This is a genomic window from Streptomyces sp. NBC_00239 (assembly GCF_036194065.1).
In the GTDB taxonomy this organism is placed as follows: Bacteria; Actinomycetota; Actinomycetes; order Streptomycetales; family Streptomycetaceae; genus Streptomyces.
Genome location: NZ_CP108095.1, coordinates 2,908,545 through 2,925,147 on the forward strand (window position 1 = coordinate 2,908,545; position 16,603 = coordinate 2,925,147).

Annotated in this window: 12 protein-coding genes and 1 tRNA gene; 2 read left to right on the plus strand and 11 right to left on the minus strand. The window is 71.4% G+C overall.

What is annotated here, in order from left to right; translation table 11 throughout:
- Window positions 1-47: 47 nt before the first annotated feature.
- The 9 genes from OG764_RS12585 to OG764_RS12625 form a co-directional block, all read right to left on the minus strand.
- Window positions 48-1,754 carry a trypsin-like serine protease gene (locus tag OG764_RS12585; protein ID WP_328968512.1) on the minus strand — a complete coding sequence of 569 codons (1,707 nt, stop codon included), beginning with the start codon at window positions 1,752-1,754 and terminating at the stop codon, window positions 48-50.
- Window positions 1,755-1,870: 116 nt separating this feature from the next.
- Window positions 1,871-2,782, minus strand: coding sequence for a S1 family peptidase (locus OG764_RS12590; RefSeq protein WP_328968513.1), 912 nt, complete (start codon window positions 2,780-2,782; stop codon window positions 1,871-1,873).
- Between the two features lie 322 nt (window positions 2,783-3,104).
- Window positions 3,105-5,213: a transcription termination factor Rho gene (gene rho, locus OG764_RS12595; protein WP_328968514.1), complete on the minus strand. Its 2,109-nt coding sequence runs from the start codon at window positions 5,211-5,213 to the stop codon at window positions 3,105-3,107.
- A 433-nt stretch (window positions 5,214-5,646) separates the two neighbouring features.
- Entirely contained in the window at window positions 5,647-6,564 is a 918-nt protein-coding gene (gene thrB / locus OG764_RS12600) for a homoserine kinase (RefSeq protein WP_328968515.1), read from the minus strand.
- A 281-nt stretch (window positions 6,565-6,845) separates the two neighbouring features.
- The gene (thrC, locus tag OG764_RS12605) at window positions 6,846-7,916 is read right to left on the minus strand and encodes a threonine synthase (RefSeq protein WP_328968516.1); all 1,071 of its coding nucleotides are present in this window, start codon (window positions 7,914-7,916) and stop codon (window positions 6,846-6,848) included.
- A gap of 6 nt (window positions 7,917-7,922) precedes the next feature.
- Entirely contained in the window at window positions 7,923-9,215 is a 1,293-nt protein-coding gene (locus OG764_RS12610; protein WP_328968517.1) for a homoserine dehydrogenase, read from the minus strand.
- A 141-nt stretch (window positions 9,216-9,356) separates the two neighbouring features.
- On the minus strand, window positions 9,357-10,748 hold the full coding sequence (lysA, locus tag OG764_RS12615; RefSeq protein ID WP_328968518.1) for a diaminopimelate decarboxylase: 1,392 nt from the start codon (window positions 10,746-10,748) through the stop codon (window positions 9,357-9,359).
- Between the two features lie 17 nt (window positions 10,749-10,765).
- Window positions 10,766-12,067 carry an ArgS-related anticodon-binding protein NrtL gene (nrtL, locus tag OG764_RS12620; protein ID WP_328968519.1) on the minus strand — a complete coding sequence of 434 codons (1,302 nt, stop codon included), beginning with the start codon at window positions 12,065-12,067 and terminating at the stop codon, window positions 10,766-10,768.
- 133 nt (window positions 12,068-12,200) lie between these two features.
- Window positions 12,201-12,659, minus strand: coding sequence for a response regulator (locus tag OG764_RS12625; protein WP_328968520.1), 459 nt, complete (start codon window positions 12,657-12,659; stop codon window positions 12,201-12,203).
- A gap of 105 nt (window positions 12,660-12,764) precedes the next feature.
- Here OG764_RS12625 and OG764_RS12630 point away from each other — a divergent pair.
- Window positions 12,765-12,836 (plus strand) — tRNA-Arg (locus OG764_RS12630).
- A gap of 88 nt (window positions 12,837-12,924) precedes the next feature.
- Here the strand turns inward: OG764_RS12630 and OG764_RS12635 are convergent.
- Window positions 12,925-13,440 (minus strand): nuclease-related domain-containing protein, encoded by a 516-nt coding sequence (locus tag OG764_RS12635; protein WP_328968521.1) that lies wholly within the window; start codon window positions 13,438-13,440, stop codon window positions 12,925-12,927.
- Window positions 13,441-14,355: 915 nt separating this feature from the next.
- Between OG764_RS12635 and OG764_RS12640 the strand changes: the two genes are divergently transcribed.
- Window positions 14,356-15,309 carry an XdhC family protein gene (locus tag OG764_RS12640; protein WP_328968522.1) on the plus strand — a complete coding sequence of 318 codons (954 nt, stop codon included), beginning with the start codon at window positions 14,356-14,358 and terminating at the stop codon, window positions 15,307-15,309.
- An 849-nt stretch (window positions 15,310-16,158) separates the two neighbouring features.
- Here OG764_RS12640 and OG764_RS12650 read toward each other — a convergent pair.
- The gene (locus tag OG764_RS12650; protein ID WP_328968523.1) at window positions 16,159-16,578 is read right to left on the minus strand and encodes a TOBE domain-containing protein; all 420 of its coding nucleotides are present in this window, start codon (window positions 16,576-16,578) and stop codon (window positions 16,159-16,161) included.
- Window positions 16,579-16,603 lie beyond the last annotated feature (25 nt).

Here is a 16,603-nt window from a genome sequence, read left to right on the forward strand (position 1 = left end):
GCGGCCGGACGCCGTGACCGGCCCGTTATCCGGGCCGACCTGGGGGTTTAGCCGAAGAGGTTGTACGCGTTCCAGCCGCCGCCGAAGTTGACGCGTGTGGCGAAGGTCGCACTCGACTTGCCGTTGCCCTTGTAGAGCCACATCGTGCCGGCGCTGTCGCGGGCGAGGAGGTCGGCCCGGCCGTCGTTGTTGACGTCACCGGTCATGGTGATCTGGTTGTAGATCTGCCAGCCGCTGCCGATCTTGACGCGCGCGCCGAAGGCGCCGGAGCCGGTGGCGCCGGTGCCCGCGTACAGGTACAGCGCGCCGGCCGAGTCGCGGGCGATCAGGTCGGTCTTGCCGTCGCCGGTCAGGTCGCCGGCGCCGCGGACGACGCCGTAGATCTGCCAGCCGAAGCCGGTCTTCACGGCCGCACCGAAGCCGCCGCTGCCGTTGCCGGGGTACACGTAGAGGTCGCCGGCGGAGGTGACGGAGACGATGTCGGGCAGGTCGTCGCCGGTCACGTCGCCGGGCGCGACGATCTGCTTGCGGGTCTGCCAGCCGGTGAAGACCTTGGTGGCGGCCTTGGTGGCGCCGTTGTACCAGTAGACGTCGCCGTTGGTGTGGCGGCGGACGAGGTCCTGGACGCCGTCACGGTTCAGGTCGGTCTGGCGGAACAGGTTGACGCTCGCCGCGTCACCGATGCTGCTGCCCTTGGCGAGCGAGGTCAGCTTCGAGGTGAAGGGGTACAGGTCGGTGTTCGCGGTGTTGCGCGCGATCAGGTCGGCCGCGGCGTCGCCGTTCCAGTTCGCGTCGTACACCTCGGCGCGCAGGGCGCCGGCGTACGTGGTGGCCTTGGCGTAGACGCCGTAGGCGCCGGCCTGGACACAGTCGACGACGCCCCAGGAGACCACGCCGACGAGGCGCCCGTTGCGGACCAGCGGGCCGCCGGAGTCGCCGTTGCACGCGGTGTCGGTGCCGGAGTCCGAGCCGGTGGCGGGCTTGCCCGCGCAGACCTGGTGGCCCTTGGTGAGCTGCGAGCCCCAGAAGTCGTCGCAGGTGGTGTCCGCGACGAACGGGAGGTCGGCCTTCTTCAGGGTCAGCGAGATGGCGCTGCTGTCGGAGGAGGTCCGGCCCCATCCGTACACGGTCGCCGTCGAGCCGGCGGCGTACAGGCCGGTGTCGGTGCTCCGGGCCAGCGGCAGGTTCTTCGCCGCGGTCTTCGACGACAGCGTCAGGACGGCGACGTCGTTGTCGATGGTCACGCTGTTGTACGCCGGGTGCATCCACTGGCGCTTGACCTTGTGGGCGGTGCCGCCGTGGGCGTCCACCGTGCCGTCGTCGTAGACGGTCGCCAGCTGGGTGGCGCCGGTGATGACGTGGCCGCCGACGGACCAGTTGACGCCGTCGACGCAGTGCGCCGCGGTGACGATCTTCGTGGGGGTGACCACGGTGCCGCCACAGAGGAAGCCGTCGCCGGATTCGTCGAACCACAGGAGCTGCGCCGTCCAGGGCGCGCTCGCGATGGTGGTCGTACCGCCGCCGATGATCATCGGCGAGCGCTTCGGGCCGGTCTGGTTCTCGGCGAGCGTGGCCTGGAAGGCCTCGCTCATGGACTGGCGGAGTTCGGCCCTGGTGGGCCGGGCCGGCGAGTCGGCGGCCTGGGCGCCGCCGGCCGTCAGACCGGCGCCCGCGAGGGCCAGTACGGACACGGCCACGGGAGCCACGAGACGCCGGCCGCCGAACAGCCGGTCACCACGGGTGCGTATCTGCACGCGTCATCCTTCGAATAGGCCGGCGCGCGCCCCCGGAATTGGAGGCGCGCGCCGAAGTTCATATGGAGGCGGTCCGATCATTGCGTATCGGGCCGCCTCCCGGCAGGGGTATGCCGCTAGTTGCGCAGCTGCGGCGCAATGATGTTCGCGTACGCGCTGTACTTGGCGTACACCGGGTACAGCCCCTTCTGGACGCAATTCACGACACCCCAGGAGGTAACGGCCACAACGCGGCCGTTCACGACCAGCGGGCCGCCCGAGTCGCCGTTGCAGGGGGCGACGGTGGTGCGGTCACTGCCGGTCGTCTTGTTGCCGACGCACAGCATGTGGCCCTTGACGAAGCGGTTGCCCCACACGCTCGGGCTGGCGCACTTCGAGTCCGCCTGGATGGGCAGGGTCGCCCGGCGCAGGTAGCTCGAGATGTTCTGGTTGGTGGAGCTGGTGCGGCCCCAGCCGACGGCCGTGGCCTTGGTGCCCGGACGGTACGAGGCCTTGTCCGACGCCGTGGTGACCTTGATGGTCTTGGCGCGGGTGGGGGCCGCCAGCGTCAGCACCGCGACGTCGTTGTCGAACGTGCGCGAGTTGTAGCGCGGGTGCTGCCACTGCTTCTTGATGCGGAAGACCTTGCCGCCGTACAGGTTGTTGCTGGTCGCGACGCGGGTCGCGCCGGTGACGACGACACCCTTCGTGACGTAGTTGCGGCCGTTCACGCAGTGCGCGGCGGTCAGGATCTTGCGGGACGACACGACCGAGCCGCCACAGAAGTAGCCGCGGCCCTGGGCGTCCTGGACGAACAGCTGCGCCATGTACGGGTACGACTTGATGGTGGTCTTGGACCCACCGATGATGTACGAGTCCGCCTCAGGGCGGTCGTTGCCGGTGACGCTCTTGATGATGCTCTGCGCGTCGGCGACCTGGGGCGCGGTGGCGGCACCCGCCGGAGCGGCGGAGGTGGCCAGCAGACCGGCGGCTATCGCGGACGCGAATCCTGCGGCGGTGAAACGACGCACGGACTTGGAAAAGATCACTCAGACTCCCCGTAGAACGGTTATTCATACACGCGGGGGAGATTCCGGACTCAACCGGCAATGCACAGAGACCCGAAGGCTCTGATGGCACTCATGGGTGCGGCTGTTCTCGACAGCGCGACCGATGTCCCCCGACGTGCGGCGTGCCAACTCTATGACGTGTACGCATCCATTTCCAATCAGCAACCGACTGAAGATGAAAGGAAGTTGACTCAGTGACAATTCTGGTACACGCCGGTGACAAAAGAGACCGCCCCGTCACCTGAGTGACGGGGCGGTCTCAACCGAGCGTGCGTGCGCGGCCCGTGGGCCGGCCCGTCCGTCAGTCGTCGTTCTTGCCCGACGGGGTCGTCTTGGCGATCTGCATCAGGAACTCGGCGTTCGACTTGGTCTGCTTCATCTTGTCGAGGAGCAGCTCGATCGCCTGCTGCGAGTCGAGCGCGTGCAGCACCCGGCGCAGCTTCCACACGATGGCGAGCTCCTCCGCGTTGAGGAGGATCTCCTCCTTGCGGGTGCCCGACGGGTCGACGTCGACAGCCGGGAAGATGCGCTTGTCGGCGAGCTTGCGGTCGAGCTTGAGCTCCATGTTGCCGGTGCCCTTGAACTCCTCGAAGATCACCTCGTCCATGCGCGAGCCGGTGTCGACCAGCGCGGTGGCCAGGATGGTCAGCGAGCCGCCGTCCTCGATGTTGCGCGCGGCACCGAAGAAGCGCTTCGGCGGGTACAGCGCGGTCGAGTCGACACCACCGGACAGGATGCGGCCGGAGGCGGGCGCCGCGAGGTTGTACGCGCGGCCCAGGCGGGTGATGGAGTCCAGCAGGACGACCACGTCGTGACCCAGCTCGACGAGACGCTTGGCGCGCTCGATGGCCAGCTCGGCGACGGTGGTGTGGTCCTCGGCCGGACGGTCGAAGGTCGAGGAGATGACCTCGCCCTTGACCGACCGCTGCATGTCGGTGACCTCTTCCGGACGCTCGTCGACCAGGACGACCATCAGGTGGCACTCGGGGTTGTTGGTGGTGATCGCGTTGGCGATCGCCTGCATGATCATGGTCTTGCCGGTCTTCGGCGGGGCCACGATCAGACCGCGCTGGCCCTTGCCGATCGGCGACACGAGGTCGATGATGCGGGTGGTCAGCACGCCCGGGTCGGTCTCCAGACGGAGCCGGTCCTGCGGGTACAGCGGGGTCAGCTTCTGGAACTCGGGGCGGCCGCGGCCGGACTCCGGCGCCATGCCGTTGCACGAGTCGAGGCGCACGAGCGCGTTGAACTTCTCGCGGCGCTCGCCGTCCTTGGGCTGGCGGACCGCACCCGTGACGTGGTCGCCCTTGCGCAGACCGCTCTTGCGGACCTGGGCGAGGGAGACGTACACGTCGTTCGGGCCGGGCAGGTAGCCCGAGGTCCGGATGAACGCGTAGTTGTCGAGGATGTCGAGGATGCCCGCGACGGGGATCAGGACGTCGTCGTCGGCGACCTGCGGCTCGGCCGGGCCGAACTCCTCGCGGCCACGACGGCCACGACGGTCGCGGTAGCGGCCGCGACGGCCACGACGGCCGCCCTCGTCGTCGAAGTCGTCCTGGGGACCGTTGTCCTGGCGGCCGTCCTGACGGCCCTGCTGGGCCTGGCCGCCACGGCCGCCCTGCTGCTGGCGCTGGCCGCCCTGACCGCGGTCCTGGCCGCCCTGCTGGCCACCCTGACCGCCCTGGCCGCGGTCCTGACGGTCCTGCTGGCGCTCCTGCTGGGCACCCTGCTGCTCGTCGCCCTTGGCGGCGCGGTCGCGGCGGTCGCGCTGACCCCGCTCGGCGCGCTCACCGCGGTCGCGGCGGTCCCGGCGGCCACGGCCCTCGGCCGCGCCCTCCTGGGTCTGGACCGCGCCGGCGTCGGCCTTGGCCTCGGCCTGGACGGTCTCGGTCTTCTGCTCGGTCTGCACGGCGGCGGCCTGCTCGGGGCTGCCCGACGGGGCGGTGGCCCGACGGCGGCGGCGCTCGCCGGCCGGCTGGTCGTCTCCCCCGCGCTCGGCTTCGCTCGCGCGGGAGGGGCCGCCTGCCGGCTGGCCCGGGATGTCGATCTGCTGCTGGGCAGCGGGCTTCTCGGCGCGCACGGCGGCCGGGGCCTCGGCGGCCTCGGCCGTACGGGCCTTGGAGGTGGCGCGGCGCTTCGGCTTGGCCTCGGCGTCGGCGGTGGAGTCCGCGACCTTGGGGGCGCTGCCGCCGCCGGCCTGCGTCTCCTTGATGACCTCGATCAGCTGGCTCTTGCGCATCCGCGCGGTGCCCCGGATCCCGAGGCCCGAGGCAACCTGCTGCAGCTCGGCCAGGACCATGCCGTCAAGGCCGGTGCCGGAGCGGCGGCGCTTGGGGGCGGAGCCCGCGGCGGGCGCGCTGGTGTCGACAGAGCTGTCGGCAACGCCCATCAGATCGGTGGTGTCGCTCACGAAGGGTCCTTCCCTGGAGCGGACGTCGGCCTGTCTGGCTCGGCGACCGGTTGTGCTGTCCGACCTCGGCCCTTTTGTCTGGACCGTGCCGGGGCGGTGGTCCGCCGAATGAATACGGCGGGAGAATTCAGTGCATGGGTTCCGGCGAGAAGACCCCCGGCTGGAAGCGTGGGAGTGTCAAGCCGATTCCGGAGCGTGCTCGAAACTGCCTGGCAGTGATCAAAGCAGTTGGGGAGGCTCCCGGAAGAAAGGTGGTCCCGGATGGGGACACTGAGCACCGAGCCGCGAAGGCTTCGGATGCGTACTTGAGGTTAACACTACCGGATCCAACAGACATTCCCCCTCTCACTCACCGGCAATCGCGTGACTCACCGGCGGACGCGCCCCTGCGTGCCCTTGCGCAGGGGCGCCCGTTCAGCAACCGGGCGGTGGCTCAGCCACCGAGCGGCAGCACGCTCGCACCCGCGGAGTCGAAGGCCAGCCTGTTGGCGGCCCACCCCTCGCCTGCGAGCAGCGCGACCTTGTCGGCCACGCCGTTGTCGACCAGCGCGAGGACCGTGGGGCCCGCGCCGGAGATGACTGCGGGGACGCCGTCCGCACGCAGCCGGTTCACCAGGGCCACGCTCTCCGGCATGGCCGGGGTGCGGTACTCCTGGTGCAGTCGGTCCTCGGTCGCCGGCAGCAGCAGCTCGGGGCGCCTGGTCAGGGCCTCGACAAGCAGGGCGGCACGGCCGGCGTTGGCGGCGGCGTCGACGTGCGGGACGCTGCGCGGGAGCAGGCTGCGCGCCGCTTCGGTCAGGACCGGCTTGGAGGGGACGAAGACCACCGGAACGATGGAATCGGCGGGTTCCATCCTGATCGCCCGGGCGGACCCGCCGTCCATCCAGGCGAGGCTGAAGCCGCCGAGCAGGCAGGCGGCGACGTTGTCGGGGTGGCCCTCGATCTCGGTCGCGAGCTCCAGCAGCGCGGCGTCGTCGAGCTTGGCCTCGCCGCCTATGGTCACGGCGCGGGCCGCGACGATGCCGGCGCAGATCGCGGCGGAGGAGGAGCCGAGGCCGCGGCCGTGCGGGATCCGGTTGGCGCAGACCACCTCGAGGCCGCGCGGCTGCCCGCCGAGCAGGTCGAAGGCCGTGCGCATGGAGCGGACCAGCAGGTGGCTCTCGTCGCGCGGCAGGGTGTCGGCGCCCTCGCCCGCGATGTCGATGTTCAGGCCGGAGTCGGCCACCCGGACGACGACGTCGTCGTAGAGCCCCAGGGCGAGGCCGAGGGCGTCGAAACCCGGGCCGAGGTTGGCGCTGGAGGCGGGGACGCGCACCCGTACGGCGGCGGCGCGGAACGCTGGACCGGCCATCGCTCGATGACACTCCTTGTGACTGGGCTGCGAGATTTCGCGGCGAATGTACTGCAGAACGTACGACATCCACAGGCCGCTGACGGCGGAACCCTGGCATATGCAGCATCGGCGCGGGTCGGCACGGCATATGCGGCTGACGGATGTAAGTACAGCCTATCGAAGGAAGGTTCTGTCGCGACATAGGGCGCACAGGAGGCGCACGATGCGTGTCGCGGGCCTCCTGTGCCCCTTTGTCGCGGTACGGGCGGCTTGCGGCGGAAGCCGCCCGCCCGTACGGGCTACGCCAGGCCCAGCCGCGCGGCGGCGGCCTCGGCGTCGACCGGCACGGTGACCGGCTGCGGAGCGCCGGCGACCGCCCAGTCGGGGTCCTTCAGACCGTTGCCGGTGACGGTGCAGACGATCGTCTGGCCCGGGTCCACCAGGCCCAGTTCGGCGGCCTTGAGCAGACCGGCGACCGACGCGGCGGAGGCGGGCTCCACGAACACGCCCTCCTGCGCGGCCAACAGGCGGTAGGCGGACAGGATCTGGCGGTCCGTCACCTCGTCGATGAAGCCGCCGGACTCGTCCCGGGCCTGCAGGGCGAAGTCCCAGGAGGCCGGGTTGCCGATCCGGATCGCGGTGGCGATGGTGTGCGGCTCCTTGACGACCTCGCCGCGCACGATGGGCGCCGAACCGGAGGCCTGGAAGCCCCAGATCCGCGGGGTGCGGGTGGCCAGGCCGTCGGCCGCGTACTCCTTGAAGCCCTTCCAGTACGCGGTGATGTTGCCCGCGTTGCCCACCGGCAGGACGTGGATGTCGGGGGCGTCGCCGAGCGCGTCCACGATCTCGAACGCGGCCGTCTTCTGGCCCTCGATGCGCACCGGGTTCACCGAATTGACCAGCGCCACCGGGTAGTTCTCGGACAGGCTGCGGGCGAGGGCCAGGCAGTCGTCGAAGTTGCCGTCGACCTGGAGGATGCGGGCGCCGTGCACGAGCGCCTGCCCCATCTTGCCGAGGGCGATCTTGCCCTGCGGCACCAGCACGGCGCTGACCATGCCCGCGCGGACCGCGTACGCGGCGGCGGAGGCGGAGGTGTTGCCGGTGGAGGCGCAGATGACGGCCTTGGCGCCGTCCTCCTTCGCCTTGGTGATGGCCATCGTCATGCCGCGGTCCTTGAAGGAACCGGTCGGGTTGGCGCCCTCGACCTTGAGGTGCACCTCACAACCCGTGCGCTCGGAGAGGGCCTGCGCGGGGACGAGGGGCGTACCGCCCTCGCGGAGCGTGACCACGGGGGTCGTGTCGGACACCGGGAGGCGGTGGCGGTACTCCTCGATGATGCCGCGCCACTGGTGGGTGCGATTCGCGGTCATGGCTTCTTACTCCCCTTCAACACGCATGATGCTGGCGACACCGCGCACGGTGTCGAGCTTGCGCAGCGCCTCGACGGTCCCCGAGAGGGCCGCGTCGGATGCACGGTGGGTGACGACGACGAGGGAGGCCTCACCGTCCTTACCCTGCTGCCGGACCGTGTCGATGGACACCCCGTGCTCGGCGAAGACCGTCGCGACCTGGGCGAGCACGCCCGGCTTGTCGGCCACGTCGAGGCTCATGTGGTAGCGGGTGACGACATCGCCCATGGGGCTGACCGGCAGCCGGGTGTATGCCGACTCGCCCGGCCCCGTTGCCTCGGCGAGCTTGTTGCGGCACACGGCGACGAGGTCGCCGAGTACGGCCGAGGCGGTCGGCGAGCCGCCGGCCCCCGGCCCGTAGAACATCAGCCGCCCGGCCGCCTCCGCCTCGACGAAGACGGCGTTGTAGGCCTCGCGCACGGAGGCCAGGGGGTGGCTGAGCGGAATCATCGCCGGGTGGACGCGCGCGGTGACCGACTCGCCGTCCGCGGCGCGCTCCAGGATGGCGAGCAGCTTGATGGTGCAGCCCATCCGCTTGGCGGAGGCGAAGTCGGCGGCGCTGACCTCGGTCATGCCCTCACGGTAGACGTCGTCGAGGATGACGCGGGTGTGGAAGGCGATGCCGGCCAGGATCGCGGCCTTGGCGGCGGCGTCGTAGCCCTCGACGTCGGCGGTCGGGTCGGCTTCGGCGTACCCGAGGGCGGTGGCCTCGTCGAGCGCCTCCTGGTAGCCGGCGCCGGTCGAGTCCATCTTGTCGAGGATGAAGTTCGTGGTGCCGTTGACGATGCCCATCACCCGGTTGATCTTGTCGCCGGCGAGGGACTCGCGCAGCGGGCGGATCAGCGGGATGGCGCCGGCGACGGCGGCCTCGTAGTAGAGGTCCTTGCCGTACTGGTCGGCGGCGGCGTGCAGGGCGGCGCCGTCCTGGGCGAGCAGTGCCTTGTTGGCGGAGACCACGGACGCGCCGTGCTCGAAGGCCGTGGTGATCAGGGTGCGGGCGGGCTCGATGCCGCCGATGACCTCGATGACCACGTCGATGTCGCCGCGTTTGACCAGGGCGGTCGCGTCGGTGGTGACGAGCGCGGGGTCGATGCCCTCGCGCACCTTGGAGGGGCGGCGCACGGCCACACCCGCGAGTTCCACGGGCGCGCCGATCCTCTGCGTGAGGTCGTCGGCGTGCGTCGTCATGATGCGCGCCACCTCTGAGCCGACCACTCCACAGCCCAGCAGCGCCACCTTCAGCGGACGCGTACGCATCATTCGACCTACGCCTTTCGTCAACAAACGAGCTTGCTGTCTGCAAGCCCTCTCAAGCCCCGATTACGGGCAAGGGTGGAACCAGTCTCACGCACTGGACACAAGTTTCCACCCTCTGTCCAGTGCGTGAGATGCCTATTTTCATCATCCGAGGTCGAGTCGCAGTAGATCCTCCTCCGTCTCGCGCCGGACGATCACCCGGCCCTTGCCGTCGCGCACGGCGACGACCGGCGGACGCAGGGCGTGGTTGTAGTTGCTGGCCATGGAACGGCAGTACGCGCCGGTGGCCGGGACGGCGATCAGGTCGCCCGGCGCCAGGTCGGCGGGGAGGAAGGCGTCGCGGACCACGATGTCGCCGCTCTCGCAGTGCTTGCCGACGACGCGGGAGAGCATGGGCTCCGCGTCGGAGCGCCGCGACACGAGCGCGACGCTGTATTCGGCGTCGTAGAGCGCGGTGCGGATGTTGTCCGACATGCCGCCGTCGACGCTCACGTACGTACGCAGCCCCTCCAGGGGCTTGATGGTGCCGACCTCGTAGAGCGTGAAGGCGGTCGGGCCGACGATGGCGCGGCCGGGCTCCACGGAGATGCGGGGCGTCCGCAGTCCCGCGGACTCGCACTCGCGGGTGACGATCTCGGTGAGCGCCTTGGCGATCTCGTGGGGCTCGCGGGGGTCGTCGTCGGAGGTGTAGGCGATGCCGAGGCCGCCGCCGAGGTCGATCTCGGGCAGTTCGACGCCGTGCTCGTCGCGGACGGCGGCGAGCAGCTGGACCACCCGGCGGGCCGACACCTCGAAGCCGGCCATGTCGAAGATCTGCGAGCCGATGTGCGAGTGGATGCCGATGAGTTCGAGGCTGTCGTGACCCAGGGCGCGCCGGACGGCCTCCGCGGCGGTGCCGTCGGCGACGGCGATGCCGAACTTCTGGTCCTCGTGCGCGGTGGCGATGAACTCGTGGGTGTGCGCCTCGACGCCGACGGTGACGCGGATCTGGACGCGCTGGCGGACGCCGAGCCCGGCGGCGATGTGCGCGACGCGGGCGATCTCCTGGAAGGAGTCGAGGACGATCCGGCCGACGCCGGCGCCGATGGCCTGGCCGATCTCCGCGGTGGACTTGTTGTTGCCGTGGAAGGCGATCCGCTCGGCGGGCATCTCGGCGGCGAGCGCGGTGGCGAGTTCGCCGCCCGAGCAGACGTCGAGGTTGAGTCCTTCCTCCTTCAGCCAGCGCACGACCGCCTTGGAGAGGAACGCCTTCCCGGCGTAGAAGACGTCGGCACCGGGCCCGAAGGCGTGCGCCCAGGCGCGGCAGCGCTCGCGGAAGTCCGCTTCGTCGAGGAAGTAGGCGGGGGTCCCGAACTCCTCGGCGAGCCGGGTCACTTCGATGCCGGCGACGGTGACGACCCCGTCGGCGCCCCGCGCGACGGTCTTCGACCACACCTTCTCGTCGAGGGCGTTGAGGTCGGCGGGCGGGGCCGAGTAGTGGCTCTCGGGGAGGACGTCCCCGTGGCGGGGCCCTGCGGGGTGCGCGGAACGGCTCATCGTTGGTCTCTCTTTGCTTACAGGGTGTCGGGTGCGTCGATACCGAGCAGGGACAGGCCGCCGGCGAGCACCGTCCCGGCGGCCTCGACGAGGGCGAGCCGGGAGCGGTGGGCGGCCGAGGGTTTCTCGTCCCCCTTGGGCAGCACGTCGTACGAGCAGTCCACGAGCGCGTCGGCGACCGTGACGAGATGCCGCGCGAGCCGCTCGGGCGCCCGGTGGTGCGCCGCGGCTTCGAGCACGAGGGGGTACTCGGCGAGTGCGGCGAGGAGGGCGGGGGCGGGGGCGCCTCGGTCGTGGACGGGGTCGAGGGAGGGGTCGTCGTGGACGCGGTCGGGGGCGCGGTCGGGGGTGTAGCCGAGCCGGGCGGCGTCGCGTACGGCCGCGCGGGCGCGGGAGTGCGCGTACCGGACCAGGAAGCAGGGGTTCGACTCGTCCTGCGCGAGCGGCCCGGCGGGCAGCTTCGGCGTCTCCTTGAGCGGCGTGGCCAGCATCAGCCACACGACGTCGGCGACCCCGACCCGGGCGAACGCGTCGTCGTCGCGCCGGGCTGCGGGGGCGATGGCGAGGGAGAGGGGGGTGGGGGCGTCGTCCGGGGCGTTGTCCGGGGTGGGGTCCGGGGAGCTGTCCGGGGTGGGGGTGGGGTCCGGGGAGCTGTCCGGGGCGTTGTCCGGGGTGGGGGTGGGGTCGCGGTCGACGACGGATGCCCCTTGGGTGTGGACAAGAGCCCCTTGCGCCTGGAGGAGCCGCGCGACCGCACCCCGTACGACGACACCGCGCGGCCCGGCGGGATCGAGGGGTGCGGCGGATGCGGCGGATGTGGTGGGGGCGACGGGCGCGGTGGGGGCGACGGGCGCGGTGGGCCCGGCCTCCGGACCGGACGGGAACGGGGACGGGGACGGGGACGGGGACGGGGACGGGGACGGGGACGGGGACGGGGACGGGGACGGGGACGGGAAGGAGTAGACCTGCCCGGCGAGCGCGTCGCCGTGTCCGTACCGGATGCCCTGCGCGGAGACGGCGGCGAGGAGGCCCGTCTGCGAGGCGAGCGAGAAGTTGAGGAAACCGGGTCCGGTGATTTCCACGGCGGCGATCCCGCGGGTGCCGGCCAGGCGTCCGGCGAGGAGCGCGGCGACCTCGCGCGGCGGCCGTCCCGCCTCGCGGGCGAGCCGGAGCGCCACGTTGCACGCGTACTCCCCCACCCCGCCGGGCCGGGTCCGCTCGACCACCACCCGTTCGGGCACCGGAACGCGCAGCTCCCCGTCCTCGACGGCGCCGCGCACGGCGCGTACGACGGTACGGGAGAGGTCTGCGGGGGTCACGGGACCAGCCTAGGCGAGGACCCCACTCCGACCGCGAACGGTTTCGCCATGTGGGCGCCCGCCCCGTACACCCCCGCACAAACCACCTGAAAGCAGATGAAACGGAAGGCGTGAAACCGTCGGCGGCTCCGGGCTATCCGTGCGCGCGTCCGGCCTGGGCGCGTCGCCCTTCGCGCTCCATGAGCCGACGGACGAGCAGGATCAGCTCGGCGGGCTCGAAGGGCTTGGCGAGGAAGGCGTCCACGCCGGAGGCGACACCGCTCTCCACCTCGTACTGGGTGCACGCGCTGACGATGGCGACCTGGAGGTGGCTGGTCCGCGGATCCGACCGCAGCCGCGCCGCGGTCCCGAGCCCGTCCAGCCGCGGCATGACCACGTCGAGCGTCACGACATCCGGACGGACGTGGTGCACCACGTCCAGGCATTCGGCACCATCGCTCGCGGTCACGACCTCGAAGCCCTCCAGCTCGAGATTGACCTTGATCAGCTGCCGGATGACCTTGTTGTCGTCGACAACAAGCACCCGGCCCGACGCGCCTGGCACAACTCGAGAGTAGGTCCGCTCCGGCCCCCGCGTCCGGGTTTTCCCCACTTCCACCCCCTCCGGGCGACCCCACCCCCATTCCCCTGCAAACCCGTTCCTGATCACCCCGAGGAAGCTGGTAGGGTTCTACCCGTCGCAGCAACACAGCGACACGCCCCCGTAGCTCAGGGGATAGAGCAACGGCCTCCGGAGCCGTGTGCGCAGGTTCGAATCCTGCCGGGGGCACTTCGCAAGAAGTGCCCAAAGACCCCGCCGCCAGCAGAGATGCTGGAGACGGGGTCTTGGCGTATGTGCAGCCGGCAAGGGGGCTGGTTCAGGGGGTGAGCCAGGCCCTTCGGTGTCGGGCTACCGCGTAGACGGCGTCTACCTGGTCCGGGGTGAGACGGCCGGTGAGGGGGCCGAGCGCGGCGACTTCGCGTTCTCGGTAGACGCGAACTTGGAGCTGTGTCGCTTCCTTGGGCAGCTCGTTCGCTCCCACGAACACGAGGACCGGCTCCACGTCGACGGGGAACGGACAGTGGCGCTCGAGGACACCGCGGGCGTGCTTGGCTTCCGCCCTGCTTTTGGCCGGGTAGGGCTTGGGCGGGCCGTGGTCGACCTTCACCATGTCGTCGCCGATCCACACGGACTTGCCCCGGAGGTTCTTGGTGTTGACCGTGAAGACTCCGCCGGGCCCGATGAGCAGGTGGTCGATGTCTCCGCCGCGGGTGAGGGGGATCGAGTGCAGAACCCGCCAGCCGTGAGCGGTGAGGCGGTTCAGCTCACCCCCCGCTATGCGCTCACCGGCCAGGCCCTTGAACCAGGAGTCCCATTCCGTCTGCCTACGCATCACCTGGTCGAGAGCTCGGCGCAAGCGGCTCGGCCCCTTCGAGCGCAGCATTTCCTGGAGCCCGGAGCCCGGACGGTTCCGCGCGAGGTCGTCGGGCGCCGTCAGTGGAGGCAGCTTTCGGGCAGGCCGGCTCGCAGGCTTCGAAGCGCCGTGTGCGGCTTGAGGCTTGGGTTGGGGCTTGGGCTCGGGCTGCGCTCGAGGCTTGGGTTGGGGCTTGGGCTCGGGTTCGGGCTGCGCTCGAGGCTTGGGTTGGGGCTTGGGTTGAGGAACGGCAGGCGCCGACGGGGCTGAGGCGAGGTGACTTCGGAGAAGGACGAGGGCCTCCTTGCGGTGCTCCTCGACCAGCACCGTCACCTTCCCGGTGCGGCAGTCCGCCCATGCCACCGTGGTGCCATCCGGCAGGTTCACGTACAGCCGGTCGTGGCCGGGCTTCCGCCAACGAGAGACCTTCAGCTCACTCATTCCGCCCCCTGACACATCGCTGCCCCAGACCATGGGAACAGCCGATCCGTGACGCAACAAGACGACCTCGGCGCAAGGCGGAAGCCGCAAGCCGGAAGCCGGAAGCCCGCCACCCCGGCTCCTCGGGCGCTCGGTCCTGTCACTGCGGCGGTGGAACGGGCCAACGGACCGGCTGGTTTCGCGGCGTTGGGCGGGCTGCTCGTTCATCTGCGGCTCCGGACTGGGCGGTTGTGGATCGAGTGGGCTGCTGAGCGCGTGAGCGCGAGGCCTTTCATCAGCGCGCTCGCCGGGCCTGGCGGTACGTACGAAGCGGGGGTGGGGGTGGGGGGTGGGGGGATCGTCCAAGGGGGGTGGTTGGGGGAAACGCTGGATCTTCGGCGGGGGCGGGCGGAGGGGGTGGGGGCGGGCATATGTTGGGGCTGACCAGGTACTTCTGTCAGGAAGGCGGGCGTGATGCGGGAGCTCGTGGAGACGGCGCGGCAGTGGGCGGGCGAGGGGCGGGAGGCCTATGTGGCGCGGCCCGTGACCGAGCAGGGGTTCGGGCCGCGGGAGCCGGGCGGCGCGGTGCTCGTCGATCCGCGGGGGACGTGCGTGGGGAGTCTGTACCGCGGGGTGTTCGACGCGGAACTGGTCACCGAGGCGGCGGCGGTGCCGGCCGGGGACAGTGCGCGGGTGTGTTCGGTGTCGGTGCACGGGGGTGAGGCCGAGGCGGCCGGGCTGACGTGTGGCGGGCAGGCGGAGATCCTGTTGCAGCCGTTGGCGTCGGTGCCGGCGCAGTGGTGGGAGCTGCTCGGGCGCGGGGCCGGGGCGGCGCTGGTGTCGCGGCTGGACGAGGCCGGAACGCACGTGGTCAGTACGGTCGTACGGCCCGGGCAGTCGGGCGGGTCGGCGGCGGAGCAGCGGGCGGTGGAACTGCTCGGGCAGCACCGGGCCGGGCGGGACGCGCGGTGCGGGGACGGGGACCAGGGGCTGGTGCTGATCGAGGCGCTGCCGGCGGACCCGTACCTGGTGATCGGCGGCGGCGGGGAGCTGGCCGTGCTGATCGAGCGGCAGGCGAGGCTGTTGGGCTGGGACGTGGTGACGACGACGGATGCCGCGGAGGCGGCGAAGTCGCTGGGTGCGGGGCGCGGTTCGGAGTGTCTGGTGATGCTCAGCCACGACCCGGAGTTCGACGTGCCGACGCTGCGTACGGCGCTGGCGGGCGGGACGCCGTACGTGGGGGCGCTCGGGTCGCGCAAGACGCAGGCGCGGCGGCGCGAGGGGTTGCTCGCGGCCGAGGTTCCGGAAGAGCAGGTGGGGCGGATCCACGGGCCCATCGGGCTGGACCTCGGGGCGCGGAACCCGGCGGAGACGGCGATGGCGATCTGCGCCGAGATCCTGAGCACGCTCACCGCCGGAGGGGCCTGAGTCCGCGGGGGCGGGGTTGGGGTTCTGTACAGCGGGTGCGGGGTGACGGTCCGTACATACCCCTGAAGAGCTAGGGGAAATAGCTCTTCGGTATTTCATGTGCGGTTTCGACCGGAGGGCGTGGGGCATTCCTTGGGCGCTGCGTGGCGGTGACGGTGCGCGGCCGGGAGGAGGGCCGTATGGGGAACGACGGGTGTGCGGCGGGCGGGGGCGGCTGGGTGGCTCCGGTCGTGTTCGCGGTGGCGGGTGTGGTGGCCCGGCCGACGGTGCTGGTGTGCCGGAGCTGCGCGCGGGCTGGGCCGTGCACCGGGCCGAGGTGACGTTCGACTGCGCGACGAACGGGCCGCAGCACCACGTGTTCGAGGGGGTGCTGCTGCGCGGGGTGGTCGCGGCGGCCGGGCCGGGGTTCGACCCGGGCCCGGTGCAAGGACCGTTCCCGGTACGTACTCGCGGTCGACGGGCGCGACGGGCACCACGCGGTGCTGTCCTTGGCGGAGCTGGACCCGGGTTTCGGGAACGCGCCGGTGTTGCCGGCGACCTCGCTGGACGGCGCCGCGCTGGACGCGGCGGGCAGTCAGCTGGTGGTGCCGACCGACCGGTGCGGGGCCCGTTACGTCAGCGGGTCACCTGGGTGTGGGTCGGGACCCCCCACCCGGGACCCGGAGCGGGAATCGAGGCCGACCTCGGGGTCGAGGCCGGCATCGGGGTCGGGGCCGGCACCGGGGTCGGCACCGGGGCCGGGGTCGGCACCGGGGTCGGGGTCGGCCTCGACCCCGAGGTCGGCCTCGGTGCCGGCACCAGACACGGCATCGGGATCGGGATCGGGATCGGGATCGGGATCGGGGCCGGTCAGGCAGCGGCGAGAGAGATCTCGGTGGCCTTGATCAGGGCCACGACCGGGGAGCCGTCGGCGAGGCCGAGCGCCTCGACGGCGTCCTTGGTGATCGCGGCGGTGAGCTCGCCGCCCGCGACCGACACCTTGACCGAAGCCATGGCGGCGCCGGTCGCGATGCCCGTGACGGTGCCGGGCAGCCGGTTGCGGATGGAGAGGCCCTCGACCGGTCCGGTGGCCAGAGCCACCTCGGTGGACTTCACCAGCGCGCGTACGGCGGAACCGTCGGCGAGGCCGAGCTCCTTCACCGCGTCGACCGTGATGGCGGCGGTGACGTCCTGGCCGCCGTCGAGGCGGACCTTGACCGTGGCCATGGCCTCGCCGGTGGTGACGGCGGTGACGGTGCCGGGGAGCTGGTTGCGGATGGACAGACTCATGGGCGTGCGCCTCGACTATCTGGTG

Coding starts and splice junctions, on each gene's coding strand:
- thrB (WP_328968515.1), bottom strand. CDS start 6,564: ATGGCCGGTCCAGCGTTCCGCGCCGCCGCCGTACGGGTGCGCGTCCCC.
- thrC (WP_328968516.1), bottom strand. CDS start 7,916: ATGACCGCGAATCGCACCCACCAGTGGCGCGGCATCATCGAGGAGTAC.
- OG764_RS12610 (WP_328968517.1), bottom strand. CDS start 9,215: ATGATGCGTACGCGTCCGCTGAAGGTGGCGCTGCTGGGCTGTGGAGTG.
- lysA (WP_328968518.1), bottom strand. CDS start 10,748: ATGAGCCGTTCCGCGCACCCCGCAGGGCCCCGCCACGGGGACGTCCTC.
- OG764_RS12635 (WP_328968521.1), bottom strand. CDS start 13,440: ATGCGTAGGCAGACGGAATGGGACTCCTGGTTCAAGGGCCTGGCCGGT.
- OG764_RS12640 (WP_328968522.1), top strand. CDS start 14,356: ATGCGGGAGCTCGTGGAGACGGCGCGGCAGTGGGCGGGCGAGGGGCGG.
- OG764_RS12650 (WP_328968523.1), bottom strand. CDS start 16,578: ATGAGTCTGTCCATCCGCAACCAGCTCCCCGGCACCGTCACCGCCGTC.